Source organism: Plantactinospora sp. BC1, from assembly GCF_003030345.1.
Taxonomy (GTDB): Bacteria; Actinomycetota; Actinomycetes; order Mycobacteriales; family Micromonosporaceae; genus Plantactinospora.
Map to the genome: position 1 here is coordinate 7,831,610 of NZ_CP028158.1, position 23,529 is coordinate 7,855,138.

The following is a 23,529-nucleotide window of genomic DNA, read 5'->3' on the forward strand; positions in this document are numbered from 1 at the left end:
CACGAATTGGTCGGGAGTCCGCACGTGGTCCGGGTCCGGAGCGAGCACCGGACCACGGTAGGTGCGGCCCTGCCCCGGCCGGAACACCCGGTCGCCGGATTCACCGGTCCGGGCGGGTCCGGACCGGTGGCCGGACCCGCCGACCGACCACGAGTCTGCGCGCTCGACTACGTCACCACCCGCCTGCACGGCGCCACCGCCCGCCTGACCCCAATCCGCGCCGGGATGGGCGTCACGGCCGGAGGACGCCCTCGACCTTCTCTACGTCAGGGACGCCGGCCGCGCCCTCGCGCTCCTGCAGCTCACCGGCGAACTGCACCACGCGACGTACAACATCGCCTCCGGTCGTGCCACCAGCAACGACGAGGTCATCGCCGCGATCCGGACCGTCGAGCCCGGTTTCCGGTTCGAACTCCTCTCGGCCGGAGACCGCTGACCGGCCTGGCTCGACATCACCCGCCTGCGCGAGGACACCGGATTCGAGCCCCACTACGATACCGCCGCCGGCGTGGCCGACTACATCGCCTGGTTCCGCGCCGGGAACCTGCGGTGACACCCAACCGAGATTTCCGGGGATTTTCGGAGGTTGTTGACACTGTCGCGGAATCAACCGAATACTGTGACTCATCCCCAGGCATCGACTTTCATCACTAGGTTGGCTCTCGGAACTTCCACATTGGTCGGCCGGCCGAGGCAGGAGTACAGATGACCGAGATTCCCGTCAGGCCGGTGCGCCAGCGGGGTGGCCGAGTGCGGCTGCTGCTCGGTGGCGCCTGCGCCGTCGTGCTGACCGTGACCGGGGTGACCATGGCCGAAACCGCCCACGCCGAAGTCGACCGGACCGTCACCGCCAACGAGGAGGGCACGCACAACGGGTACTTCTTCTCGTACTGGAAGGACAGCGGCAACGTCACGATGACGCTGGGCGCCGCCGGCAGCTACCGGGTCCAGTGGGCCAGCGGCACCATCAGCACGATCGTGGGCAAGGGCTGGAACCCCGGCGCCCGCCGCGTGGTCACCTACTCCGGCACCTGGCGCAGCAACGGCAACAGCTGGCTGGCGCTGTACGGCTGGACCCGCAACCCGCTGATCGAGTACTACGTGGTCGAGACGTTCGGAACCTTGATTCCCACCGCCGGCGCCAGCCGGCTCGGGACGATCCAGAGCGACGGCGGCACCTACGATATCTACCGCACCCGGCGGGTGAACCAGCCGTCGATCGACGGCACCGCGACCTTCTACCAGTACTGGAGCGTCCGGCGGCAGAAGCGCGTCGGCGGGACGATCACCGTCGGCAACCACTTCGACGCGTGGGAGCAGTCCGGTATGCAACTGGGCACGCACCATTACCAGATTTTGGCCACCGAGGCCTACCAGAGCAGCGGCAGTTCCACCATCACCGTGAGCGAGGTCTTGGGTCCGCAGCCGAGTGCCAGCACCCCCGGACCGGAGTCGTCGACTCCGCCGCCGAGCACGGCGGAGGCTGTCGGGTGACCAACCCTCAACGGCACCCCTGCGGCTGACACCGGGACGAAACGCCGGGCATTCGGGCTGCAAGGGGTTCCGTCGACCGCAGCCCCGAGTACCGGATGCTATTGAAGTTGCTGGACTTGCACCCGGGCCCAGAGTCACCAACGGATGCCTGACTCCCTCAACTGCGACCGGGCGAAGCAGCGTTGCCCTCCCGGCTCGACGACCGAGGTGGATCGAGCATCGGGGACGCGGTGAGTGTCACGTCAGACCGTGTGGTCATCGGGATGGACCGCACAAGCGTTCGGCAACGATCGAGGTCGTGGCCGGCGACGGGACCATCGTCGGCGACGGTCGGTTCGACACCGGTCGGGACGGCTACGCGGCGATGAGGAAGTACGCCAGCCAATGGCCCAGCCGGCCCGACCAGCGCTCGACAGAGAGGGTGCCGTGATCGGGCCTGCGCGCCAGCCGTACGCCGCCACGCTCTGTGACCACCTCGCAGGCCGCCGCGCCTGCTCTGTGGCAGATTAGTACGGTCCATGCGGAGGAGGTGCGGAGGACCGTGGGAGTGAGCGCGGACGGGCCGGAGTCGCTGCCTGGTGGTTTCGTCAATGCTGTGGTGCGGGTGAGCGACACGGTGCGGCGACCGGTCTCGGCGTCCGGTGGGTTCGTTCAGGACCTCCTGCGGTTTCTTGGGCATCACCAATGGCCGGGCGCGCCCCGCCACCTCGGCTTCGATGAACTGGGCCGTGAGATCCTCACCTTCCTGGCCGGACACGTGGCCTGGGAGGAGGTGCAGCCGGTTGAGGTGCGATCGGACGCGAGTCTGGTGGCGGTGGCCCGCCTGGTACGTCAGCTTCATGATCTGACTGCGGGGACGGATCTCGCCGATGATCAGGAGGTCGTTTGTCACAACGACCTGTCCCCGAAGAACACTGTTTACCGCGATCTCGGAGAGGGCCTGCGTCCGGTGGCTATCATCGACTGGGATCTGGCGGCGCCGGGGGCTCGGGTGCATGACGTGGCCCACGTGTGCTGGCAGTTTGTCGGCCTGGGCCCGGGGATGGACGTCGGTGAGGCCGTGAGGCTGGTGCGACTGATCGCGGACGCCTACGGCCTGCGGACCCGCGGAGAACTGATTCGGACGGTTCTGTGGTGGCAGGACCGCTGTTGGAGGGGGATCGAGGCCGGCGCGGCGGCCGGCGAGCCAGCGATGATGCGGCTACGCGCGCTCGGCGCGGTGGACGAGGTACGGGGGGCCTATCAGTGGACGGCCGAGCACCGTGTCACGTTGGAGCGGGCGCTGTCGTAGGCGGCGGCTGATGCGTGGCAGCAGCCGGCGAGCTTCGAATCGTCAGATTCGCGGGACCGGCCCCGGGGAGCAGGCGGGTACGAGGCGTGACGACTGTCAGCTGAGCGACGTACCCGGCCGGCGGCAGATGAGGATGTTGGCCTAGAACCGGCAGCAGGGCAGCAAACCTCCGTGCAACAGCTAGTCAGGCGACCGGATCGCGTCCCAGCCGGTGATGTCGCACTGACCGTGTTCGTTATTCCCGGCGGCGACAACAGTTCCGTCCGCGTGTAGTCCGAGAGTGTGGGTCGATCCTGCCGCCACCGCCACGATCCCGCGCCAGTCGGCCACGTCGCACTGGCCGAAATCGTTGCTACCCACGGCCACGACTCGGCCAGCCGCGGTGACTGCGACGGTGTGGTAGCTCCCGCCTGCCACTGCCACGACGTCCCGCCAAGCACCGACGTCACAGGCGCCTGTCGATCGATCCCCGACCGCGAAGACGCGTCCGTCGTTGGTAAGACCGACCGTGTGAAGGTAGCCGGCGGCGACGGCGGCAACGTCACGCCACGTGTCGACCGCGCACTGCCCACGGCGATCGTTCCCCACGGCATCGGTGGTCCCATCGGCTCTGAGGCCCACCGAATGCCAGTCGCCACAAGCCAACGCGACAACCTCACGCCATTGGCTCACGTCGCACGCTCCCTCGCGGAGCCGTCCCGCAGCCAGCACGGTGCCGTCACCAACGAGCCCCAAGGTGCGGCGCCAGCCTGCAGCGACAAGGGTCACGCCGCGCCATGACGCGACGTCACACTGCCCGTCACCATTCCAGCCCGTCGCCAGCACAGTGCCGTCCGCGCGGAGGCCGACGCTGTGCGACCGTCCAGTGTTCGACGCCGTGTGCACGTTGCCCGCCGCCACTGCGACCACCTGGACCCAATCTTCGACTCGACACTCACCGGACGTCCCCGTGCCGGCCGCAACCACGGTGCCGTCAGCACACAGCCCTAACGAGTGTCGCCGTCCAGCGGCGATGACAGGACTACTCACGTGCACAGCATGACGGATCACATGACCCGGGCAGATCCAACCCGCTCCACGCCTCCAGGCTGATGAGCCTCGCCCCGAAGTCGTTGAGATTCCGGCGCTCCAGCACCCGCTCATCGGCATGATCGGACCTGCGCGCCAGCCGTACACCGCCACGCTCTATGACCACCGCGCAGGCCGCCGGGCCTGCTCTGGGCATGAGCGGAAGTCACCGGTCAGTCCATCGACGCGATAGCGTTTTTGATCGCTTGCGCGTCGCTGTCGAGAAGCGACCTCTCGCGCTCCGGCGAGCTGGCCTTGAAGGTCCAGCCGTCTCCCGCGTAGCGAGGGATGACGTGAAGGTGGAAGTGGAAGACCGTCTGGAAGGCCACTTCGCCATCACAGAGGAGGACGTTGATTCCCTCGCAGCGCATGTTCGAGCGTCGCAAGGCTCGTGCCATGTTATGACCGACCGACCAAACGTGAGCGCTCGTGGCTCCGTCGAGGTCTTCGAGGCCCACCGCGTGCTCGCGTGTCACGACGAGTAGATGGCCGCGGGTAACGGGGTTCAGGTCCATGAAGACCGTGACGGTCTCGTCTTCGTACACCACACTGACCTCGGCCTGTCGGGCCACAATGGCGCAGAATACGCATCCCTGCGCCGCCGGTGTCGCACCCTGTGTCATGCGTGCAATGGTCCCAGTGCACCCCGGACAACTGCTACGTAATTGTTGCCGCGCCTGACCTCCACCGACCGCTCATCGGCGTGACTGGACTGCTACGAGACTTGCAGGGTGCAAGCCACGTCGGCCAGGGTGAGACCCCGGGCCGGCCGTCCTCCGCCGGCGCGCTTCCGCTCGCTACCTCTCGCGAATAGGCCGCGACCGGAGTTCTGGAACGTCGATAACGGCAGACGCAACGATCCGGGAAGGCCGAACATGGCTTTCCGGTCGGAAAGCCGGGGCGATCAGAACGACACGATGATGCCGACCATCGGGGGGCGGCGTAGCCGCAGCAGGCGAGCGAACCAGTTCCCTGCCCGTGACATGACGTATCGCCTAGCCAGCAGCTTGCGGGCCAGCGCCGTCCCGTCGTCGTCGAGCAACCGGGCCGTTCCCGTCACGCTCGGCGCATCCGGCGCCACCGTCCCGCGTACGGAGCACGGCCGCACACGCACTTGTGGGTTGTTCCGGATCCGCTTGACCTTGCCCGAGCCCGCTTCGGTCACGATCCAGAGCTCAGCACCGTGCGGTACGTGCCAGACCGGCGTGCTCACCGGGGTGCCGTCCTTGCGGTAGGTGGTCAGACTGACGTACCGGCTACGGACGATCTCGTCGGCCACTGTCATCGTGCCAGCGTAGCGAGCCGCGCCCCGGCCGCGCCCGGGAAGGTGCCGCCGATGGCTCGGCTCGGCGGCGTTACGTTCTGGGGTATCAGCCGATCGGATGGCCGAAGGCGATGATCGGCTATTTCCATGTGCGACGGACACCCTGCGACGCCTAGGAAGGAGGCATGACCAACGAGGTGACCGTTCCCCTGCTGCCGTGCGCATCCATTGACGACATCGAAACCTTCTACGGAGTTCTCGGTTTCCGCACCACGTACAAGCAGCGCAAGCCCAACGCGTGTGTGGGCGTGCAGCGGGAAGACCTGCATCTGCAATTCTTCGAGATCGCCGGGTTTGACCCGGAGCAGTCCTACGGCTCCTGCCTGGTACTCACCGCGGACATCGAGGGACTACACCGGGCATTCGCCGCCGGCATGCGCGCCGCGTACGGCAAGGTACTGGTGTCGGGAACGCCGCGGATGACGCGGCCCAGGGCGCGGAAGAACGCCGACGGGTTGGGTGGATTCAGCGTCATCGACCCGGGCGGCAACTGGATCCGCGTCTTTCGGAACGCCACCACCGCGCCCATCCCGGCCGCCACGCCTGCGGGGCGGCTGGCCAAGGCGTTAGCGAATGCTGTCGTGCAGGCCGATTCCAGGGGAAGCGTCGGACAGGCCGTTCGGATCCTCGACAGCGCGTTGGCCCGCCCGCAAGCCGACGACGACCCGGTCGAGCAGGTAGAGGTGCTGGTCTACCGCGCCGAACTCGCGATGGTGCTGCACGATCCAAAGACTGCGGCCGAGATGCTGGCCCGCGCCCAGTCCGTCACGCTCACCGAAGACGAGTCCGAAAGGGCGGCACCCGCGTTCGACAACGCCGCCGAACTCGCAGTAGCGCTGCGTCATGACCGGTGATGAACGCCAGCACGCCGGGAGCGGCAGAAACGGACAGCGGACGAAGCGAGTGACTCTGATTGTCTTGGCAGGTCTGTACCGTGCGTCCGATGCCAGGCAATCCGTTGACGTACCTTCGACACGACTCGGACGGCGGCTTTCTCGGCCTTGACCTTCCGCCAGGCCGAGCCGTGCACGAGACCGAGGCCGGGGTTCTCGAGGAGCCGATCCTGTGGATCAGCGACACCCGACCGGACGCGGGTCTGTGGGGGGCACTTCAGGCCCACCACGGCCGGACGGGTTTGTGGCCACTGCTGCTCGGAGGCAGTTCGTACGAGCCGGGCAGTCCTTGGACGACCGGTGAACTCGATCCGGGTCTCGTCAAGTCCAGGCCGGACGATCATGACGCTGACGTACTGCTGGCTGAGTGGTGGTCTGGCTACACGACGGTGGATGAGGACGACGACATGCTCAGCGCGCCGCAGCGGCTGGCCGTAACAGCGCCGTTCGGCGATCGGTGGCCTGGGCCCGCGCCTGCCGGAAGGCTGCGGGAAGATCCCAGGATTCGGGCTGCCGAGTTCGCGGAACATCTGATGGCCGACTCGTGGCTGACCGCGCCGCGCCTCGGGCTGAGCGCCAGTTCCCGTGGTGCGGACGCGCCGGCCGATCTGGGGTGGAGTGGGCCGTTGAACTACGAAAACGACACCGCGCAGTTCAGCACGGTGCTGCGTAGCTGGGAAGAACGTTTCGGTGCCAGGGTCGTCGGCCTCGGACCAGCCGAGCTGTACATCAGCGTCGCTGCTCCGCCCACCGACGCAGACCACGCGCTGCGCGTTGCCGCGGAACACTTCGCGTTCTGCCCCGACAACGTGTGGCAGTCCAGCACGGACACCCTCGTCCGGTACGCCGAGAGCCTCACGAACCGGGCTTGGTGGTCGTTCTGGTGGGACTGAGCCGCCACGCTGCCGGTGCCGGGCAGACGATGCATTGCACCGCCGTCCTCACATCGGCAGTTTCCGACGTCGACCGGCACGGGGACCAGTTCCCGACGTCGACCGGCACGGGGACCAGTTTCCGACGTCGACAGGCACGAGGACCGGTCACGGGCGTAACGGCTCGCATCTGGCTGGCGCGAACGCGAACGGGGACGGCGGCATGAGCCTGTGCGCCGAGGTAACCGCCAGCGGCCGCACCCACCACAAGCGGCCGTTGATCCCTTGTCTCCAGCTCAGGGAGCCGGTACGGCGGATGCGCGTAGTGCCGCGGCCAGCCACTCGAACGGGAACCGTTCCGGCGGCAGACCGTTCACGGCGGTGACCAGCGCCATGTACCGGTCGAACGGTCCCGCCGGCTCCGGCGGAGTGCGATCCCACTCCGCGCCCGCGAGCATGTGGTCGGCCGCCTGGATCCGGAACTCGGGCGTGTCCGGCGTACCGGGACTGTCCGGTGTCGCGAAGATGCCGGTCAGCCAGGCGATCCATTGGTCGGCGATCTCCCGCCCTCTCGGCGAGTCCGGCGGCACCTGCTCCCGCGCCGCGTCCATCGCCGCCTGGCCGATCGGTGTGGCCGCTTCCAGGGCGTCCAGCATCGGCGACGAGGTCATCAGCGGTCCGGCCCCGGTGGTGCACACCTCGTACAGCTCACGACGCACGGCCTGCCGGACCTCGGTGTCCCGGACCAGCTCGGCCAGCTCGATCCACGCCTCCAGTTGGGCCGCGGTGGGATGTTCGGGCAGTTCCGGACGGGCCGCCCGCCACCACTCGACCATCCGCTCCGGCGGCTTCCAGCCGGTGGAGACTTCGGTCCAGAACTCGTCGATCAGCCGGTGCCGCTCCTCGTCCGGCATGCCAACCAGCCTGTGCATCAGGGTGACCTGCTCGGCCGTGGAGTCTTGCCGCGCGATGGTCGACAGCACCGCGCGACGGCTGCGCAGCCGTGCCTCCTGCCGTGCCAGCAGGGCCAGGTGGGTGGCGGCCAGCTCGCGCAGCGTCGCCTCGCCGGCCAGCACCTGCCGGATCTCGTCCAGGCCGGCGTCGAGTTCCCGTAGCGTCCGGACCAGTTCCAGCCGGGCGATGGCCGACACGTCGTACAGGCGGTGACCGGACGAAGTGGTGGCGGACGGCATGACGACACCGGCGTCCGCGTAGTACCGGACGGCGCTGACGCTCAGACCGGTCCGCCGGGCGACATCCCCGATACCGTACAGCTCGTTCGTGTCCACGCCGCCCACTATGCGACCTCAAGCGGCTTGAGACACAAGCCCTACTCAGGTCGCCTGGCAATCCCGGGAGACGACCCGGCGAGAACGACCGCGCTATTCCAGGATGACGTCCCGGTCGTCGTCGGCGGACCGGGCATCACACATCAGCCGAGGCCGTCACCCTGCTTATTCGTAGGCGACCTGTCGGCGCGCGTACTGGGCGGCAGGTGGGGGAGCGCGTCGATGGTGTCCCGTCTCACCGCGGTCTCCCTCGGCGGATCACCGCAGCGGCCCGGTACCCTTGATCGGGTACAGATTGTGACTTTATGTCCGCCAGTCGAGGGGTGCCCATGCCCGACCACGCATCCGGCCACATCGCGCTCGCTCACCTACAGAACGTGCTCGACGGACCGTGGGCTGCCGTTCGCAGGGCGCACCGGGATCACTTGAATGGGAAGTTTCTCCCGGTTTACGGCGAGACCGTTGACCAGGCACGTGAGCGGGTCTCCCGGCTGCTCACCGAGCTTCCCGTCGAGCTGGGTATGGGCTCGGCGTTCCCTGTCGAGTACGGCGGCAGATCCGACGTGGGGGGCTCGATCGTCGCCAGTGAGATGCTGGCGCAGGTCGACCTGTCGCTGATGGTCAAGGCGGGAGTGCAGTGGGGCCTGTTCGGCGGAGCGATCGCGGCCCTGGGCACCCGGCGGCACCACGACGCCTACCTCCGGGACATCGTATCCGGCAAGATTCTCGGCTGCTTCGCGATGACCGAGACCGGCCACGGTTCCGACGTCCAGCAGCTGCGCACCACCTGCGCCTACGATCCCCACACGCAGACCTTTGATCTGCACACCCCGCACGAGGCGGCTCGCAAGGACTACATCGGCAACGCGGCCCGGGACGGGCGGATGGCGGTGGTCTTCGCGCAGCTGATCACCAACGGGCGACAGCACGGCGTACACGCCTGGCTGGTCCCGATCCGCGACGCTCGGGGCAACCCGCTGCCCGGCGTGACCATCGGCGACGCCGGGCCCAAGGCCGGTCTGCTCGGCGTGGACAACGGACGGATCAGCTTCGACCATGTGACGGTACCGCGTGACATGCTGCTGGACCGGTACGGGCAGGTCGCGGAAGACGGGACGTACTCCAGCCCGATCGAGAACGACTCACGGCGCTTCTTCACCATGCTCGGCACGCTGGTTCGCGGCCGGGTGAGCGTGGGTGGCGCCGCGTCGGCGGCCACCAAGTCGGCGCTGACCATCGCGGTGCGCTACGGCGACGTCCGCCGCCAGTTCGGCACCCCCGACGCGGACCGGGAGGTGCTGCTCAACGACTACCTGGCCCACCAGCGCAAGCTGCTTCCCGCCCTGGCCACCACGTACGCGTTGCATTTTGCCCAGGCCGAACTGGTCGCCGCGTTGGACGAGGTCCAGGGCGGCAGCGGCCCGGTCGACGAGCATCGGCAACGGGAGCTGGAGTCCCGGGCCGCCGGTCTCAAGGCCGCACAGACCTGGCACGCGACCCGCACCATCCAGATGTGCCGCGAGGCGTGCGGCGGCGCCGGCTACATGGCCGAGAACCGGCTGCCCGGTCTCAAGGCCGACACCGACGTCTTCACCACGTTCGAGGGCGACAACACGGTGCTGCTGCAGCTGGTGGCCAAGGGGCTGCTCACCGGCTACCGGGACGAGTTCGGCTCGTTGGACGGCTGGGGGCGGGCCTCCTTCGTCGCCGAGCAGGTCCGCGCGATGGTGCTCGAGCGCACCGCCGCGCGAGCGGTCATCGAACGGCTGATCAGCGCCGTGCCCGGCCGTGACGAGGAGGTTGCCGTCACCGACCGCGGCTGGCAGCTCAAGGTGTTCGAGGACCGCGAGGACCACCTCCTCGACGGCGCGGTCCGTCGCCTCCGCAACGGCGCGGCCACCAAGAAGGACCGTCCCTTCGACATCTTCAACGACGTTCAGGACCACGTCCTGGCCGCCGCCGCCGCGCACATCGACCGGGTCACCCTGGAGGCGTTCGTCGCCGGCATCGAGGGCACCGCCGACCCGGCGGTTCGGGCGCTGCTCTCCCGGGTCTGTGACCTGTACGCGCTCAGCGTCATCGAGGCCCACAAGGGGTGGTTCCTGGAACACGGCCGGCTCACGCCAGCCCGCTCGAAGGCGATCACCGCCGTGGTGAACAGCCTGCTCAAGGAGCTGCGCCCGCACATGCGGACGCTGGTGGACGGGTTCGCCATCCCGGAGGAGTGGCTGCACTGCGCCATCCTGCGCGAGGAACCCGACCGGCAGGAGACCATGGCCGCCCATGATGCCGCCAGTGCTCCGCAGGCGGTCCCGGCGTAGGCAGCGAGACCTGTGCGCCCGGGAACAGCCCCCACCGCACGATGCGGTGGGGCTGTCAACGGACGGTAGGTCTGCGGTCGGTTCTGGAATTGGCTGGGTCCGCCCACCCGGCATATCCAAGCCGGCACCCGCTACACACTCTTCCGGACCCGTTGACTGCATGGCGGTGTTCGACGGACTCAGGCTCGTCCCGCAGAGACCGCCAGAGCACGTCCGGACGGCGCAGGTCCGTCCGCTCCTGCTCGGGCTGCCCGATCAGCCCAGCCCGTGCGACTTGAAGGGATGACCAGCCACTGTGACCGACACCAACCGGGAAATACTGCGTACCACGTTCGGCCAGGACGCCGAACTCTACGACCAGTGCCGTCCCGGCTATCCACACCAGTTGTTCACCGACCTCGTCACGCTCGCGGATCTCGGTCCACCCGCTCGGGTCCTGGAGATCGGCTGCGGTACCGGCCAAGCGACCCTGCCCCTGGCACAACTGGGATGCCATGTCGTCGCGATGGATCTCAGCCCCGACATGACCGCCGTCGCCCGGCGCAACCTCGCAGAGTTCCCGAACGTCACCGTCGTCACGGCAGCGTTCGAGGACTGGCAGTCCTCGGAGGGCGCCTTCGACGCGGTTCTCTCCGCGACCGCGTTCCACTGGCTCGACCCCGAGATGCGCATGATCAAGGTAGCTGACCTGCTGCGTCCCGGCGGCACCCTCGGCATCGTCTCGACCCACCACATCGCCGGCGGGACGAACGCCTTCTTCGCCGACGCACAACGATGCTACGAACGTTTCGACCCCACCACACCGCCCGGCATGCGCCTGACGACCGATGACGAGACCGCCGAAGAGACAGCAGAGTTCGATCGATCGGCACGATTCGGGCCGGTCGAATTCCGGCGCTACGAGTGGCAACAGACCTACACGGCCCACGAGTACCTGAACCTGCTCATGACCTACTCCGGCCATCGAGCCATGGCACCGCAGGCACGCAGCGGCCTGTTCGCCTGCATCACTCATCTGATCGACGACGTCTACGACGGAGAGATCACCAAGCAGTACCGGACCCGCCTCGCAATCGCGCACAAGACACCGTGACTCGGCTCGGCACCCGATCCGCGCACTACCGCCACCTCGGGCAGACAGCGAACGCCCGGTGTGTCAGGCCGGAAACACCCTTCGGTCCACAGACCCCGGGGTTACGACAGGCCGGCCTGGTGGGCGAGGACGGCGGCCTGGACCCGGTTCTGTGCGTCGAGCTTGATGAGGATCGAGCTGACGTGCGCCTTCACGGTTCCCTCGACGACGTGCAGGGAGCGAGCGATCTGGCCGTTGGAGTGTCCGGTGCCGAGCAGCGCGAGTACCTCGCGTTCCCGCTCGGTCAGCGACCCGACGCGCCGCGCCGCGTCGGCGGCCCGGCGGCGGTGGCTGTCGCGGTAGGTGGCGATGACCTGCCGGGCGATGGCCGGCGAGAGGAAGGCGGCTCCGTCGTTGACGGCGTGCACCGCGGCGATCAGTTCGCGCGGGTCGGCGGCCTTGAGCAGGAACCCGGCGGCACCACCGCCGAGCGCCCGCACGATGTACTCCTCCTCGCCGAAGGTGGTGAGCATCACGATGCTGGTGGTCGGTACCGTGCCGGCGATCTCGTCGGCCGCGGCGAGTCCGTCGAGAACCGGCATCCGGATGTCCAGCAGCGCGATGTCGGGACGGTGGGCGCGGCACAGCTCGACGGCTCGGCGTCCGTCGGCGGCCTCGGCGACGACCTCGATACGGTCGTCGGTATCCAGGATCGCCCGGACACCGGCGCGGATCATGGCCTCGTCGTCGGCCAGCAGTACCCGGATCGGGGTCGCCATCACACCTTTTCCATCCGGTCCTTGGCGACGAGTAGGTCTTCGTCGCTGAAACAGAGTCGGTAGACGCTGGCGGCGTCGCTGAACATGCTGGTACCGGCCTGGAAGTAGGCGCAGGTCGAGCCGGCCGGGGTCGGTGGCTCGTTCAGGATTCGCGGCAGCGGGTCGATCTCGCGTGGCGGCAACTGCGGCTGGATCTGTGCACGCGTCTGGCCGAGCCGCAGGTGTTGGTACAGCTCGTCGGAGAGCCCGGTGCGTGACACGGTGTACATCTGCAGGATGGCGAGGGCCGCGACGAGCAGGAGCGCGGCGCCGAGGGGAAGGGCGGCGGACTGCATCTGCCGGCGGCGGGTGAGCCGCCTCGTGCCTTGCAGTTCGAATCCGGCGGGACCGTCGTCGAGCCGCGATCCGGCCTCGTCGGGCAGCACCGCGGTGACGGCCCAGCCGCCGTCCGGCCGGGGTCCGGCTTCGAGTCGGCCGCCGACCAGCCGGACCCGCTCGTCCAGCCCGATCAGCCCCTGCCCGCTGCCGCTACCGTCGCCCGGCCGCGCCGGTGCCTCGTTCACGACGTCGATGCGGGTGCCGGCGTGCTGGCGGGTGATAGTGACGGTGACCTGCGCTCCGGGTGCGTGTCGGGCGGCGTTCGTCAACGACTCCTGGACCACGCGGTGCACCGCCTGGCTGCTCATCGGCAACCATGTCGGGCCTGATCCGTCACGGCGGAGCCGCACCCGCATGCCGGCCGTGACGGCGCGGCGGACCAGCTCGTCGACGCTCTCGTCGGCGGGTTGCAGGTCGGCGGCGGCATCGGCGTTGCCGAGTACCCGGAGGATGTCGCGCAGCCGTTCGGTGGCCCGGACCGCGCTCGCCCGCAGTGCGCCGGCGGCGTGACGGTGCTTGTCGGTGAGGTCGCCGGCCAGTTCCAGCGCACCGCTGTGCAGCGCGATCAGGGCCAGTTCGTGTCCGAGCGAGTCATGCATGTCCCGGGCGATCGTCGCCCGCTCGCGCAGCCGGGCCTGTCCCGCGACGATCGTGCGCTCGCGCTCGCCGTGCTCGGCACTCAGGCGCCGGTAGCGGCCCACCCACCACGGCAGCACCGAGACGACGAACAACAGCAGGACCAGCGTGAGCCAGTACGACAACGGATTGGTGGAGCGCCACAGCGCCACCGCGAGCCCGGCGAACGCCGCCGCCGTGAAAACCCAGAGCGCGACCGAGAGCGAGGCCATCCGCCGCCCGGCAACGAAAGCCGGCAGGATTGCCACCAGGGGCAGCCAGCCGGCGGTGGTGAAGACCTCCGAGACCGACACCCCGGCCGACACGATCAGCAGCGGTGTCCACGCCCGGTCCGCCCGGTCGTAACGCACCAGGCCACGATACATACGCCGGTGCCGGCGGCACCCTTGACGAAAGTCAGGGGTGGGCCTGACGACAGACCGATGTCCGGCAGACCGGCTCCTCGTAGCGTCCGGGGACATGATCAGAGCCCAAGGACTGCACAAACGGTACGGCGAGAAGGTCGCCGTCGATGATCTCTCGTTCGAGGTACTTCCGGGTATGGTGACGGGTTTCCTCGGTCCCAACGGGGCCGGCAAGTCCACCACCATGCGCCTGATGCTCGGTCTCGACCACGGCGGCGGCGAGACCCTGTTCGACGGACGCCGGTTCGGCACGATCCGGCATCCGATCCGCCAGATCGGTGCCGTACTGGAGGCCAGGGCGTTCCACCCGACCCGTACCGCCCGGAACCATCTGCGGATGCTGGCTGCCGGCGGCGGGCTCCCGGCGGCCCGGGCGGACGAGGTGTTGGAGTTCGTCGGGTTGGCGGAGGTGGCCCGGAAGAAGCCGCGGAGCTTCTCGTTGGGCATGGCGCAGCGGCTGGGGCTGGCGCAGGCCCTGTTGGGGGATCCGCGGACGCTGATTCTCGACGAGCCGGCCAACGGGCTGGACCCGCACGGCATCCACTGGCTGCGCGACATATTGAAGTCGCTCGCGGCGCAGGGGCGCACCATCCTCGTCTCCAGTCACCTGCTGTCGGAGATGGAGCTGATGGCCGACGAACTGGTGGTGATCGGCCGCGGAAGAATGATCTACAACGGCGACGTGGACGGGTTCGTGAGGCAGTTCACCCAGGCGACCGTCCAGATCCGCAGCCCCCGGTCCGACCGGCTCGCCCAGGTGCTGAAGGGTACCCACGGCGTCGAGGTCGAGGTCGCCGATGGCGGCACGCTGCGGGTGTCCGGGGCCGACGCGGCCGCCGTGGGCGAGATCGCGTTCGCCAACAACATCCCGCTGCACGAGCTGACCACTCTGACCGCGTCGCTGGAAACGGCGTTCATCTCCGCCACCGGCGCCTCCGAGGAGTACGTCGCCCGTCAGCTCAGCACGGCCGGCGGTGCCGCATGATCGACGCGTTGCGCTTCGAATGGGTACGCCTCCGTACCATCCGCTCGACGTACTGGCTCATCGGCCTGGCCCTGTTCCTCAACGCCGCGGTGGCGTTCCTGGTCAACCTCGCCACCCGGAACAATCCGCTGGACACTGACATCGTCGGGGCTACCGTGACCGGCGGAGGCACCGCCTCGCCGCTGCCGCTGCTGGCGGTGTTCATGGCCGCCGTCGGCATCCTGGCCACCGGTCACGAGTACCGGTACGGCACGATCCAGCCAACGCTGACCACCATTCCGCGCCGAGCCACCGTCCTGACCGCCAAGCTCGCGGTCGTGGCCGCCGCGGCGGTGGCGGCCACGGTCGCCTCCATGCTCGTCGACGTCGCCGTCGGCCTCGCCTTCTGGGGTGAGTTCCCGGCGCTGACCGAGCAGCCTCTCGATGCGGCACTGCCCGGCTACGTCCTGCTCGTCGTGCTGTGGGCCGTACTGGGCGCCGCACTGGCCCAGTTGTTCCGCAGCGTGCCGGCGGCGCTGGTGACGATCCTCGTGACGCCACTCGTCGTGGAACAGATCATCTTCAGGCTGTCGCTCGTCCCCGCGCTCGACTGGCTCGCGCCCATGATCAAATTCCTGCCCTTCTCCGCCGGCCTCCGGCTGGTCGATCTCAGCGGAACCGCCGCTCTCACCGACGCCGACAACTTCGACCTGTTCGACCGCTGGGCGGCCGGTGGCGTCTTCACGGCCTTTGTCGCCATCGTCCTGACCGCCGCCTGGACATTGTTCGCGCGCCGGGACGCCTGACCGGAGCTGCCGGGTGAGCCATCGATGCCAGCCCCTCGCGGAGGAGAGGTCAGCCTCCATCGCCGGCCTCGCGCTCGCCTGTCGGCGGCGCGTGAGCCTCCAGCCCGCCGTGGGCGACGAACGTCACTGTCTTCCACGGCGGGACGCCGACGAGCGCCGTGCACGAGGTCCGCACCGGCTTGCCGGTGGGACGCGTTACGGCCGGCGGGTGGTCCCGGTCCGGCCCGGTCAGGCCGGGCCGGTGACCAGCGGGTCGTGGACCCGGCCGAGGAACAGCGGTACGCCGGTGAACCGGTCGTGGATGACGTACAGGAACGGCCGGTTGACGAAGAACTGCGGCCCCTGCGGGATCGACGGCGGCCGGATGATGACGGCCGACGCGGCCGCCGCCTCGGTGCCCTTCTCGTCCACCGCGATGAACGTCTCGTGCACCACGTTGTCGATGTACAGCGCCGGGTCGGTGCTCATGCCGGTGAAGTCGGCGCGCGGCGTGAACGCCGTGGGCATGCCGAGGCTGCCCAGTACGGCACCCAGCTCGGCCGGCAGCCGGAAACTCCACCTGGGCAGGCGCAGTTGGACGGTGGTGGGCCGAAACCCGGTCGACAACGCGGCCAGCCACGTCTCATCGAGATTCGCCTCGACCGTGGCGAGATCGTCCCGGGTCGGCATGACGACGGCCATGGCCAGCCCACCGCCCGCGTACGGGATGTCGACCGCACGCCACCCGTCCCCCTCGAGGTAGCCCATCGTGTCGAACGGCCCGCGCATCATCGGAACGTCGACGACGACGCCGTCATCCCTGGTGAACGGTTCCGCCGCCGTGGCGGTCGCGATGAACGGGTACGTCCAGGCCGCCATGAGATAGGTGGTGTTGGTCAGCATCAGGCTGGTGTCGGGACTCACGACGCCGGACCGCAACAGCTCCGGGATCTTCGCGTTGGTCCGGTGGGACACCCAGGCGTTGATCTCCTGGCGGGTCGCCTCCGGCGCGCCGCGGAAGTCGACCGGGTGCGGCGCGGCACCGTAGTAGCCGGCCAGGGTGTCCCGGAACCCTGGTCGCAGGCCCAGGTCGAGCCGTGTCCACAGGGCGTTAGCCGTGGTCAGCCGGGGCTGCCTGGTGCCGTCGCCGTCCCGGTACCGGCCGGCGAGCGCCTGATCCACGGCGTTCAGCCCGCTGTCGAGCGCGTCGGGTCGCGGATTCGGCGCGTGGAGCACGGCATCCATCTCGTCCGCCGTGGTCGAGCCCGCGCCGGCCCTGGTCATCGCGAGCGCCAGCCCGACCGAGTACGGCGCGCACACCATGTTGCCGCCCGCGCGGGTCGACGCCAGCGTGCGGTAGAGGTCGGCCGTGAAGCCGCGTACCGCGGTCGCGGCGGCCTGCATCGTGGTCGCGTCGGGGGGTACGCGTACCGGATCCGTCGAGGTGGACGACCTGCCGGAGCGATGGGGAGGTGCTGGGGCGGCGGCAAGGGCAGCCGCCGCGAGCGGCACCGCCCGCAGGACGGATCGACGCGAGACCATGTCACGACGGTAGAGCAGTCCTCCGGCCGCGCACCAGGTACAGGTCCTAGATGCATCGAAGTTCGATAATGTTAATCATCTGCGCGGAAGTCCTGGTCCGCGGTCGAGGTCGGTGTAGAAGGCGCCTGGGTCGGCGGCCAGCGACGCCTTGACGTGGACGCTCCACTCGTCGGCGACGACCTCCAGCCTGCCGGCTTCGGTGCCGTCGAGAGCGGCGCGGACGACGTCCGCCGGGTCGCCCTTCTCGCCGTGGTAATCGGCCATCATGTCGGTGTCGGCGGCACCCAGATGCAGGCCGGTCACCAGAGTGCCCTGGCCGGCCAGTTCGAGCCGAATGCCGTTGGTGAGGCTCCAGGCCGCCGCCTTCGCCGCGCCGTAGGCGGTCGCCCCGTCGTACGAGAACCAGGACGCGGCGGACGGCGCGTTGAGGATGGCGCCGCCGCCGTTGCCGCCGAGTACCGGGGCGAAGGCCCGCACCATGCCGAGCGTGCGTAGAAGTGGGTGTCCACTTCCAGCCGGACCTTGGCCAGGTCGCCGGTGACCAGGTTGGTCCAGGTGCCGACCGAACCGTTGATCTTCATGTCCTGCCTCCAGGCGGGTAGCGGTGGCGAGGACGATCCTCGACCTGCTGCCCCGCGTCGACCCGAAGGTCAACACCCCCGGCGTCCCGCGCCCTGCTACGCACCGAACGGGACCGCATCGACCGGCGGATCTCCGAGCTCGTCGCAGCCAGGGAACGACTCGATGCGGTCATCGCTTCCAGCGAAAGCCCGGCAAGCGGGTGCACCCGCGTGGATCTCGCGCCCGGTCGTCCGGGTGGTCACACCCGGTGGGCTCTGCGTCGGCGGGTGCTGCCGGGGCGCGGGAGGGTGGCTGACCACGAATCGGGCCAGCCGTGACAATTCGTCGCTTATGTTACTGCACAGGAGGCTGTCGAAAACGGGGAGGTGACGTGGAGAGCTATCCGGCGATCGAGGATCACGGACTCATCGGCGACCTGCAGACCGCCGCGCTGGTGACGTGCGACGGCACGATCGACTGGTTCTGCGCGCCCCGCTTCGACTCGCCGAGCATCTTCGCCGCGCTGCTGGACCGCGAGCGGGGTGGCTACTTTCGCATCGCCCCGCGCGACGTCCGGTACGTCACCAAGCAGCTCTACCTGCCCGGCACCCCTATCCTGATCACCCGGTTCATCAGCGCGGACGGCGTCGCCGAGGTGATGGACTTCATGCCGGTCACCGGTGAGCGCGCCACCGACTCGCACCGCCTGGTCCGCATGGTCAACATGGTGCGGGGCAGCATGCGGTTCCGGGTGGAGTGCCGGCCCCGGTTCGACTACGCCCGGGAGAGCCACGAGCTGGAGCGCCACCGCAACGGTTTCCTGTTCCGCAGCCCGTCGGCGACGCTCGCCTTCAACCCGATCGACCCGGTGCGGCACGTCTGGGCCCAGACCGGGAGCGTCCGCCTGGAGGACGGCGACCTGATCGCGTACGGCACGTTCAACGAGGGCGACACCGGCGGGGTGGTCCTGGAGACGGGCAGTACCGAACCCCGGTTCGTCCCGCAGGAAGAGATCCAGGGCATGTTCGAGTGGACCCGGAACTACTGGCGGCGCTGGGTCGAACGCTCCCGCTACACCGGGCGGTGGCGGGAAATGGTCGAGCGCTCGGCCATCACGCTGAAGCTCATGACGTACGCGCCGACCGGCGCCATGATCGCCGCCCCGACCGCCGCGCTGCCCGAGCTGGTCGGCGGCACCCGCAACTGGGACTACCGCTACACCTGGGTACGCGACACGTCGTTCTCGGTGCACGCGCTACTGGGCCTCGGCTTCACCGAGGAGGTCAGCCGGTACATGAACTGGCTGGACGAGCGGATCCGTGAGGCCGGTGACCACCAGGACCCGCTGAAGATAATGTATCGGGTCGACGGCTCCTCCGACCTGCACGAGGAGATCCTCGACCACCTGGAGGGATACCACGGCTCACGGCCGGTGCGGATCGGCAACGGCGCCGCCGACCAGCTCCAGCTCGACATCCACGGCGAGGCGCTGTACGCCATGCACCTCGCCGACGAGCAGGGCATCCGCGTCTCGCACCAGGTGTGGAAGAGCACCGTCCGGCTCGTCGACTGGCTCTGCCAACACTGGGACCAGGCCGACGCCGGAATCTGGGAGAGCCGCCACCACCCCCGCAACTACACCTTCGGCCGGGTGATGTCCTGGGTCGCGCTGGACCGGGCCATCCGCCTCGCCACCCGCACCGGCCGCCCCGGCGACATCACCCGCTGGGTCGAACAACGCAACGAGATCTACAACCAGGTCATGGCCCGCGGATATCACCGGGCCCGCGGCAGCTTCGTGCAGGCGTACGACGAGAACATGCTGGACGCATCGCTGCTCGCCATGCCGGCGGTCGGCTTCATCACGCCGAGCGACCCCCTCTGGCAATCCACCCTGAGCGCGATCGAGCGCGAGCTGATCTCCGACAGCCTGGTCCACCGGTACGACCCGGTCCACTCTCCCGACGGCCTTCCCGGGCACGAGGGCACCTTCAACATGTGCACGTTCTGGTACGTCGAGGCGCTGGCCCGCTCGGGTCGCCTGGACGACGCCCGGCTCACCCTCGAGAAGATGTTCACCTTCAGCAACCACCTCGGCCTCTACGCCGAGGAGATCGCCGCGACCGGTGAGCAGATCGGCAACTACCCGCAGGCGTTCAGCCACCTCTCCCTGATCAACTCGGCACTGGCGGTGAACGACCTGCTCGACGTCGAGGCCGACGCCCGGCACCGCCGGTAGGGCGACCTCAGCCTGCCACGGTTGCGACTCGGATCGCCCTCAGCCAGGTTCCGGGTGATGCCGGAGGTCGGGCCGCCGTTCCGCCGCCCGCTCGGGCTGTGCCACCCGTACCCTGAGGATCTGTCGGATCTCCTCGCGGGTCCTGGTCGGATCGCCGGGTCGAGTGCCTCCGGCGGCCGTAGCTGCCCACAGACAGGGGTGTGAGGCCGTGACCGTTCCTCCGATCTCCGGCACGACCCGGCTGTACGCGGTGTTGGGCGACCCGGTCACCCAGGTCAAGGCGCCCGGCCTGGTGAATCCGCTCTTCGCGGCGGAGGGGGTCGACGCGGTGCTGGTGCCGGTACACGTGCGGCCCGACCGGCTGGGCGAGGTCGTGGCCGGGCTGACGGCAATGACCAACGTGGACGGTCTGTTGGTGACCGTGCCGCACAAGGTTGCGGTGTGCCGGTATGCCGACCGGTTGGCCCCCGCCGCTCTCATTGCCGGGAGCGCCAACGCCCTGCGGCGGGAGCCCGACGGTGGATGGCTGGCGGACAACTTCGACGGGGTCGGGTTTGTCCGTGGGCTGCGGGCGGCTGGGCACGATCCGGCCGGCCGGTACGTCGCGCTGGTCGGCGCGGGCGGTGCCGGCGGCGCGATCGCGGCGGCGCTGGCCGACGCGGGCGTGGCCCAACTGCGCATCTCCGACACCGACCAGGTCCGACGCGACGATCTGGTGTCGCGGTCGAACCGGCGTCGTCCGGGATTGGCGGTCGGCGTGGACGAGCACTCCGGCAGCGACGTGCACCTTGCCGTCAACGCGACGCCACTGGGCCTGCGCGACGACGACCCGCTGCCGTTCAGCCCCGGATCGCTGCCCCGGGACTGCGTCGTGGCGGACATCATCATGGTTCCCGCGCAGACCCGGCTCCTGCGCGAGGCCGAGGCGGCCGGTCGGCCCGTCCACCCGGGCATCCACATGCTCCGCTTCCAGCTCGACTCGTACCGCGCGTTCTTCGGCTTCTAGTGGCCCAGCCGGCCTGAGCCGGCGGGCGCCGGGGGAGCCCTCCACGGGGTCGGGCCACTGGCGTCACGTGAAGAGGTGACGTGTGGCGGCCGGGTGGTCGGACACACACTGATTCCGATTCGTCGTCGCGATTTGCCCGACGGGAGCAGGTGTGCCGTGCCTGCCGGTTGTTGGTGTCTAGTGGGGGGCCAGCATTGACTTCGGCTTTCATCGTTCAACTGCCCTTTCCGTCGACGCGGGCACCGGATCCACGCCTGTCCGCGTATTACCGGGACTATGATCGCCTGTTCAGACTGACGTTCCCGGATTACTTCATCCCGGGTGACGGACTGTGGGAGATGCCGCTGTGGGTCGCCCACCTGACCGCCCTGATCCGGGTGGCCGGGCTCGACTCGGCGTTCTGCGACCTGTCTCGACGACCGGCCGACGCCCAGGAGTGCGCCGACCATGTCCAGGAGGCGAGCGACCCCGGTGACCTGATCCTGATGTCACCGCTGGCGCAGAACATGGGGCTCGCATTGGAGACCGCTGCGCTGCTCAGGACGGCCGGCCGACGTGTCGTCATCGGTGGCAACATGGCGCCGCTCGTGCCGGCCGGCGCGGTGGACCTGGTACATCGTGGTCAGCTCGACCCGACCCTGGTCGGCAAGCTGGTCCGGCTGGCCACCTCCGGCGGTGGCGAGATCGTCAACCCGCCGGGCCGGGGTCGCTCCGCCAACATGATCGACTGGGCGCCTGACTACCGGCACCTGGACGGCTACCGGGGGCGGGTTCCGCTACTGCGGCTGAATGCCAGCCACGGGTGCCTCTACAGCTGCTCGTTCTGCGGTGACGCCTGGACGAACCAGCTCGTACTCGTCGACCGCGCCGCGCTGGCCGCCGAGGTGGACGAACTCACGAAACGGTTTCCGGACACCAGGCTGGTCTACATCGGGGACAAGACGTTCGGCCAGTCCAAAGAGGCCACCCGCAACCTGGTCGAGGTGTTCCGGGACCGGCCGGGCTTCCAGTTCGTCGTGCAGACGCACGTCATGCAGGTCCGGCCGTGGGTGATCGACGCGATGCGGGAGCTGGGCGTGGTGGCCGTGGAGCTCGGCTTCGAGTCCGGCGACTCGCAACTGCTCGCGCGGCTCAACAAGCTCTCCCGGGGTCTCGACGACTATGCCGAGAAGATTCGCATGCTCGACGACGCCGGCATGAAGATCGTGCTCAACGTACTGGGTGGGTTGGACGAGGAGACCGAGGTGTCCCACCGGGAAACCGTGGAATGGTTGTGGGACAACCGCTCCATGCTCTGGTTGTTCAACCTGTACAACTTCGTCCCCTATCCGCTCGTGCCGGACTTCCCCCGGCTGCGGGACCGGATATTCGACTGGGATTTCGCCAACTGGCGCGAAGACTGCCCACCGGTGTACCGGCCACAGAACCTCACCCCAGAGCGGAGCTGGGAATTGTTCACCGAAAAGGTCGACGTCGCACACCGAATCGTGCGGGAGGGCATCGAGATGGCCTTCCGGGGAGCGGAGCAGGGCTGTGGATCACCTGCCTGACTTCGCGGAGCTTGCCGCCCGGGCCACACCTGCGGACTTCCGCGACGACCCGCTGCCGGGCTGGGCCGGTCTCGGCACACTCTTCGGCGCGCCCGCCGCCCGGCTGGACGAGCTGGGTCAGGTCGACGGCTGGGCGGTAGCCGCGGTCCCGTTCGACGGTACGGCGAGTTCCCGGCCCGGTGCTGCCGAGGGACCCCGCGCACTCCGGACCGCCAGCGTGGTCTTCGCGAACTCCCTTGCCAGCCTTGGCACCTGGGAGATGCTCGACACCCGGACCGGAGAGGCGTTCCGGTACGTCGCGCCGCAGGTGGTCGACGTCGGCGACCTGCACGTCTATCCCACCGACACCTTCCGGACCTACCAGGCGGTGGCGGCGGAGAGCCGGTCGCTGTGCGCGCGGGCCGGACGGGTGATCTTCCTCAACGGCGACCACTCCACCACGTTCGCGACCTTCAGCGGCTTCCGCGCCGCCCAACTGGACCGCGCGGCTGGCCGACGGATCGGCTTCGTCAACATCGACCACCACTTCGACTTCGGCAGGTGGAGCGCCCTGCACGGCGCGCTGTACCACGGATCGAACTCGCGTCGGATCAGCGAACTGCCCGGGATGCGGCCCGAGGACATCGCCTTCGTCGGCGTCGGCGACACGACCCGGTTCGACCAGTTCCGGTCACTGGTCGAGCAGGGCTTCCAAGTCGTCCCGGCGGCGCGGATCATGCGTACCGGCGCCGACGCGGCACTTCGTCCCGTGGTCGAGCGGCTGGCCGCCGTGTGTGACGCCGTCTACGTGTCGCTCGACATCGATGTGCTGGACACCGCCGCGGTCACCGGGACCGGACACGTGACGATGGGCGGCCTCCAGGTGGCGCACCTGCTCGACGTCTACGAGGTCTTGCGCGAGCTACCGATCGGTGCGCTGGACGTGGCCGAGATCGCGCCACGGTACGACCCGACCGGCGCGACGGCGCAGGTCGTCGCCCGGCTGCTCTTCGAATTCCTCTTCCGCACCGGCCGCCACGATCCCGGCCTGCCCCATTGGCGATTCGACGAAGGAGGGTGAC

22 protein-coding genes are annotated in these 23,529 nt (G+C 69.0%); 13 read left to right on the forward strand and 9 right to left on the reverse strand.

Annotated elements, in window-relative coordinates; all coding sequences use genetic code 11:
• Positions 1-232: 232 nt before the first annotated feature.
• Entirely contained in the window at positions 233-556 is a 324-nt protein-coding gene (locus C6361_RS37355; RefSeq protein WP_159079618.1) for a hypothetical protein, read from the reverse strand.
• A 149-nt stretch (positions 557-705) separates the two neighbouring features.
• Between C6361_RS37355 and C6361_RS34330 the strand changes: the two genes are divergently transcribed.
• The 3 genes from C6361_RS34330 to C6361_RS34340 all read left to right on the forward strand — a co-directional run bounded on the left by C6361_RS34330 (position 706) and on the right by C6361_RS34340 (position 2,785).
• Positions 706-1,494, forward strand: a complete 789-nt coding sequence (locus C6361_RS34330) for a glycoside hydrolase family 11 protein (RefSeq protein WP_107270325.1) — start codon at positions 706-708, stop codon at positions 1,492-1,494.
• 298 nt (positions 1,495-1,792) lie between these two features.
• Positions 1,793-1,924: a hypothetical protein gene (locus tag C6361_RS38875; protein WP_255416185.1), complete on the forward strand. Its 132-nt coding sequence runs from the start codon at positions 1,793-1,795 to the stop codon at positions 1,922-1,924.
• Positions 1,925-2,041: 117 nt separating this feature from the next.
• Positions 2,042-2,785, forward strand: coding sequence for a phosphotransferase (locus tag C6361_RS34340; protein ID WP_199853151.1), 744 nt, complete (start codon positions 2,042-2,044; stop codon positions 2,783-2,785).
• Between the two features lie 180 nt (positions 2,786-2,965).
• Here C6361_RS34340 and C6361_RS39370 read toward each other — a convergent pair whose 3' ends face one another.
• The 3 genes from C6361_RS39370 to C6361_RS34355 all read right to left on the reverse strand — a co-directional run bounded on the left by C6361_RS39370 (position 2,966) and on the right by C6361_RS34355 (position 5,138).
• Positions 2,966-3,934, reverse strand: coding sequence for an RCC1 domain-containing protein (locus tag C6361_RS39370; RefSeq protein WP_369931471.1), 969 nt, complete (start codon positions 3,932-3,934; stop codon positions 2,966-2,968).
• 92 nt (positions 3,935-4,026) lie between these two features.
• Positions 4,027-4,476 (reverse strand): HIT family protein, encoded by a 450-nt coding sequence (locus tag C6361_RS34350; RefSeq protein WP_107270327.1) that lies wholly within the window; start codon positions 4,474-4,476, stop codon positions 4,027-4,029.
• A 281-nt stretch (positions 4,477-4,757) separates the two neighbouring features.
• Positions 4,758-5,138: a PPOX class F420-dependent oxidoreductase gene (locus tag C6361_RS34355; RefSeq protein ID WP_107270329.1), complete on the reverse strand. Its 381-nt coding sequence runs from the start codon at positions 5,136-5,138 to the stop codon at positions 4,758-4,760.
• 164 nt (positions 5,139-5,302) lie between these two features.
• Here C6361_RS34355 and C6361_RS34360 point away from each other — a divergent pair, with 164 nt between their 5' ends.
• Together C6361_RS34360 and C6361_RS34365 are read left to right on the forward strand one after the other, a co-directional pair.
• Positions 5,303-6,031: a hypothetical protein gene (locus tag C6361_RS34360; RefSeq protein WP_107270331.1), complete on the forward strand. Its 729-nt coding sequence runs from the start codon at positions 5,303-5,305 to the stop codon at positions 6,029-6,031.
• Between the two features lie 89 nt (positions 6,032-6,120).
• Positions 6,121-6,963 carry a DUF4253 domain-containing protein gene (locus C6361_RS34365; RefSeq protein ID WP_107270333.1) on the forward strand — a complete coding sequence of 281 codons (843 nt, stop codon included), beginning with the start codon at positions 6,121-6,123 and terminating at the stop codon, positions 6,961-6,963.
• Positions 6,964-7,238: 275 nt separating this feature from the next.
• Here C6361_RS34365 and C6361_RS34370 read toward each other — a convergent pair whose 3' ends face one another.
• Complete coding sequence (locus C6361_RS34370) at positions 7,239-8,231, reverse strand: MerR family transcriptional regulator (RefSeq protein WP_107271360.1); 993 nt, start codon at positions 8,229-8,231, stop codon at positions 7,239-7,241.
• 329 nt (positions 8,232-8,560) lie between these two features.
• Between C6361_RS34370 and C6361_RS34375 the strand changes: the two genes are divergently transcribed.
• Both C6361_RS34375 and C6361_RS34380 read left to right on the forward strand, forming a co-directional pair.
• Positions 8,561-10,552: an acyl-CoA dehydrogenase gene (locus tag C6361_RS34375; RefSeq protein WP_107270335.1), complete on the forward strand. Its 1,992-nt coding sequence runs from the start codon at positions 8,561-8,563 to the stop codon at positions 10,550-10,552.
• Positions 10,553-10,847: 295 nt separating this feature from the next.
• Positions 10,848-11,645 (forward strand): class I SAM-dependent methyltransferase, encoded by a 798-nt coding sequence (locus C6361_RS34380; RefSeq protein WP_107270337.1) that lies wholly within the window; start codon positions 10,848-10,850, stop codon positions 11,643-11,645.
• A 101-nt stretch (positions 11,646-11,746) separates the two neighbouring features.
• Here C6361_RS34380 and C6361_RS34385 read toward each other — a convergent pair whose 3' ends face one another.
• Positions 11,747-12,403, reverse strand: a complete 657-nt coding sequence (locus C6361_RS34385; protein WP_107270340.1) for a response regulator transcription factor — start codon at positions 12,401-12,403, stop codon at positions 11,747-11,749.
• A complete protein-coding gene (locus C6361_RS34390; protein WP_159079619.1) occupies positions 12,403-13,767 on the reverse strand; it encodes a sensor histidine kinase in 1,365 nt (454 codons plus the stop codon). Before C6361_RS34390 ends, C6361_RS34385 begins: the two co-directional genes overlap by 1 nt.
• Before the next feature lie 109 nt (positions 13,768-13,876).
• Between C6361_RS34390 and C6361_RS34395 the strand changes: the two genes are divergently transcribed.
• Positions 13,877-14,806 (forward strand): ABC transporter ATP-binding protein, encoded by a 930-nt coding sequence (locus C6361_RS34395; RefSeq protein ID WP_107270343.1) that lies wholly within the window; start codon positions 13,877-13,879, stop codon positions 14,804-14,806.
• The gene (locus tag C6361_RS34400) at positions 14,803-15,591 is read left to right on the forward strand and encodes a hypothetical protein (protein ID WP_107270346.1); all 789 of its coding nucleotides are present in this window, start codon (positions 14,803-14,805) and stop codon (positions 15,589-15,591) included. The genes C6361_RS34395 and C6361_RS34400 overlap by 4 nt, the downstream gene beginning before the upstream one ends.
• Positions 15,592-15,819: 228 nt before the next feature.
• Here the strand turns inward: C6361_RS34400 and C6361_RS34405 are convergent, their stop codons facing one another.
• Together C6361_RS34405 and C6361_RS34410 are read right to left on the reverse strand one after the other, a co-directional pair.
• A complete protein-coding gene (locus C6361_RS34405) occupies positions 15,820-17,112 on the reverse strand; it encodes a serpin family protein (protein WP_107270349.1) in 1,293 nt (430 codons plus the stop codon).
• A gap of 75 nt (positions 17,113-17,187) precedes the next feature.
• Entirely contained in the window at positions 17,188-17,592 is a 405-nt protein-coding gene (locus tag C6361_RS34410) for an SDR family NAD(P)-dependent oxidoreductase (protein ID WP_234359184.1), read from the reverse strand.
• 472 nt (positions 17,593-18,064) lie between these two features.
• Between C6361_RS34410 and C6361_RS34420 the strand changes: the two genes are divergently transcribed.
• The 4 genes from C6361_RS34420 to C6361_RS34435 all read left to right on the forward strand — a co-directional run bounded on the left by C6361_RS34420 (position 18,065) and on the right by C6361_RS34435 (position 23,528).
• Positions 18,065-19,912 (forward strand): glycoside hydrolase family 15 protein, encoded by a 1,848-nt coding sequence (locus tag C6361_RS34420; RefSeq protein WP_107270350.1) that lies wholly within the window; start codon positions 18,065-18,067, stop codon positions 19,910-19,912.
• A gap of 208 nt (positions 19,913-20,120) precedes the next feature.
• Positions 20,121-20,918 carry a shikimate dehydrogenase gene (locus tag C6361_RS34425; RefSeq protein WP_199853153.1) on the forward strand — a complete coding sequence of 266 codons (798 nt, stop codon included), beginning with the start codon at positions 20,121-20,123 and terminating at the stop codon, positions 20,916-20,918.
• Between the two features lie 338 nt (positions 20,919-21,256).
• A complete protein-coding gene (locus tag C6361_RS34430; protein WP_107270352.1) occupies positions 21,257-22,468 on the forward strand; it encodes a radical SAM protein in 1,212 nt (403 codons plus the stop codon).
• Positions 22,452-23,528 (forward strand): arginase family protein, encoded by a 1,077-nt coding sequence (locus C6361_RS34435; protein ID WP_159079620.1) that lies wholly within the window; start codon positions 22,452-22,454, stop codon positions 23,526-23,528. The genes C6361_RS34430 and C6361_RS34435 overlap by 17 nt, the downstream gene beginning before the upstream one ends.
• Position 23,529: the final 1 nt, after the last annotated feature.

What these genes read in the sequence shown, in the direction of transcription:
- C6361_RS34330 (WP_107270325.1), top strand. Translation starts at nt 706, where the DNA reads ATGACCGAGATTCCCGTCAGGCCGGTGCGCCAGCGGGGTGGCCGAGTG.
- C6361_RS39370 (WP_369931471.1), bottom strand. Translation starts at nt 3,934, where the DNA reads ATGCCGATGAGCGGGTGCTGGAGCGCCGGAATCTCAACGACTTCGGGG.
- C6361_RS34350 (WP_107270327.1), bottom strand. Translation starts at nt 4,476, where the DNA reads ATGACACAGGGTGCGACACCGGCGGCGCAGGGATGCGTATTCTGCGCC.
- C6361_RS34355 (WP_107270329.1), bottom strand. Translation starts at nt 5,138, where the DNA reads ATGACAGTGGCCGACGAGATCGTCCGTAGCCGGTACGTCAGTCTGACC.
- C6361_RS34360 (WP_107270331.1), top strand. Translation starts at nt 5,303, where the DNA reads ATGACCAACGAGGTGACCGTTCCCCTGCTGCCGTGCGCATCCATTGAC.
- C6361_RS34365 (WP_107270333.1), top strand. Translation starts at nt 6,121, where the DNA reads ATGCCAGGCAATCCGTTGACGTACCTTCGACACGACTCGGACGGCGGC.
- C6361_RS34375 (WP_107270335.1), top strand. Translation starts at nt 8,561, where the DNA reads ATGCCCGACCACGCATCCGGCCACATCGCGCTCGCTCACCTACAGAAC.
- C6361_RS34385 (WP_107270340.1), bottom strand. Translation starts at nt 12,403, where the DNA reads ATGGCGACCCCGATCCGGGTACTGCTGGCCGACGACGAGGCCATGATC.
- C6361_RS34395 (WP_107270343.1), top strand. Translation starts at nt 13,877, where the DNA reads ATGATCAGAGCCCAAGGACTGCACAAACGGTACGGCGAGAAGGTCGCC.
- C6361_RS34400 (WP_107270346.1), top strand. Translation starts at nt 14,803, where the DNA reads ATGATCGACGCGTTGCGCTTCGAATGGGTACGCCTCCGTACCATCCGC.
- C6361_RS34405 (WP_107270349.1), bottom strand. Translation starts at nt 17,112, where the DNA reads ATGGTCTCGCGTCGATCCGTCCTGCGGGCGGTGCCGCTCGCGGCGGCT.
- C6361_RS34410 (WP_234359184.1), bottom strand. Translation starts at nt 17,592, where the DNA reads ATGGTGCGGGCCTTCGCCCCGGTACTCGGCGGCAACGGCGGCGGCGCC.
- C6361_RS34430 (WP_107270352.1), top strand. Translation starts at nt 21,257, where the DNA reads ATGCCGCTGTGGGTCGCCCACCTGACCGCCCTGATCCGGGTGGCCGGG.